The 1,158-nt window shown below is 54.1% G+C and carries 2 protein-coding genes; both read right to left on the bottom strand.

Translation table 11 applies throughout. From position 1 onward, the window contains the following. A partial coding sequence (locus KDK13_RS04265) for a hypothetical protein (RefSeq protein ID WP_257283689.1) occupies positions 1-733 on the bottom strand: 733 nt, incomplete at its 3' end. A gap of 5 nt (positions 734-738) precedes the next feature. Beyond that, a partial coding sequence (locus KDK13_RS04260) for a flagellar basal body rod C-terminal domain-containing protein (RefSeq protein WP_306670997.1) occupies positions 739-1,158 on the bottom strand: 420 nt, incomplete at its 5' end.

The following is a 1,158-nucleotide window of genomic DNA, read 5'->3' as shown; positions in this document are numbered from 1 at the left end:
GGGTTCCCAGGGCGGCATAAACGCTGCCAGCCTGGTTTTGTGCCTGATCAAGCTGCTCCAGGAAACCGGCGATCAGCGTTGACAGGTTTGCGGGCGGGGTCTGAAGCGCTTGCGCTATCTGACCCAGCATGAGGATTACATTAAAACTTGATTCACCATCGTTCACAGTAAAGCACAAAGACTCAGCACTGTCCGTAGACGACATTGTTATATCAGAGGCGACTGTTATTTGCCGAATGTCGTTATTGTTATTGAAGACAAACGATTCACTGCCGTCACTGGCGGTTGAAACCGTCACCGGCGGTGTGCTGGTCCGGGAACCGGCAAACAGGTAGTAACCTTCAGCATCACGACTGTTCAGCAGCCCGATGATGGCGTTTCGCCACTGCATCACCTCCTGCCCGAGGGTGGCCAGGTCCACCACGGCCAGCGCGGGGTTGTTGGCCTGCAGTACCAGCGCGCGGATATCCTGCAGGTAGACTGTGTAACTCTGCAACAGGGTATCTTCCATCTGAAACTGGGACGTCAGGGCAGTAATGGAATTCAGGTACTGGTCAGTCTGGCTGATCTCCCTGTTGACACCCTGCAGTTGCGTCCAGTTGCCCGGCGCCTGTGCCGGTTGAGTAATCTGTTTGCCCGTGGCTACCTGATTCCAGCCTTCCAGCTGTTTCAGGCTGATGTTCTGCACATCCTGTAAAACCATGGCCTGCTGTTGTGCTGTACTTACACGCATTGGACTCACCGATAAGCTGCCAGTAATTCATCGATAATCATCTGGCTGGCCCGTAACAGCCGGGCATTGGCCTGGTAGAACTGCTGGAAGCGCAGCAGGTTAGCCGCTTCTTCGTCCAGATTTACACCACTGAGATTCTCCCTTTCTGCAACAGCAGCCTCGTATAAACTCTGACTGGTTTTCTGCTGTCGTGTAGCGGAAGCTGTCTGGTTGGCAACAGACGACTGAAGCAAAATATTCGATTGCAGTACATCGGGGCAATTTGCAGAGCCACCCTTTAAACAGCCAAGCAGTGCCAGCAGATTCCGGTTATCGCCAGGGCCTGAACCCTGTGCCGCAAGTGCCAGCTGTTCAGGGGCATCAAGGGTAATGCTCAGTTGTGTGGCTTCATTGCGCCAGGGGGTCAACAGGAGCTGGTCATTGAT

Origin of the sequence: Endozoicomonas sp. SESOKO1 (assembly GCF_024606265.1) — a bacterium.
In the GTDB taxonomy this organism is placed as follows: Bacteria; Pseudomonadota; Gammaproteobacteria; order Pseudomonadales; family Endozoicomonadaceae; genus Endozoicomonas.
The sequence above is the reverse complement of the archived record's forward strand: the minus strand, read 5'-3'. Positions and strand labels throughout refer to the sequence as shown.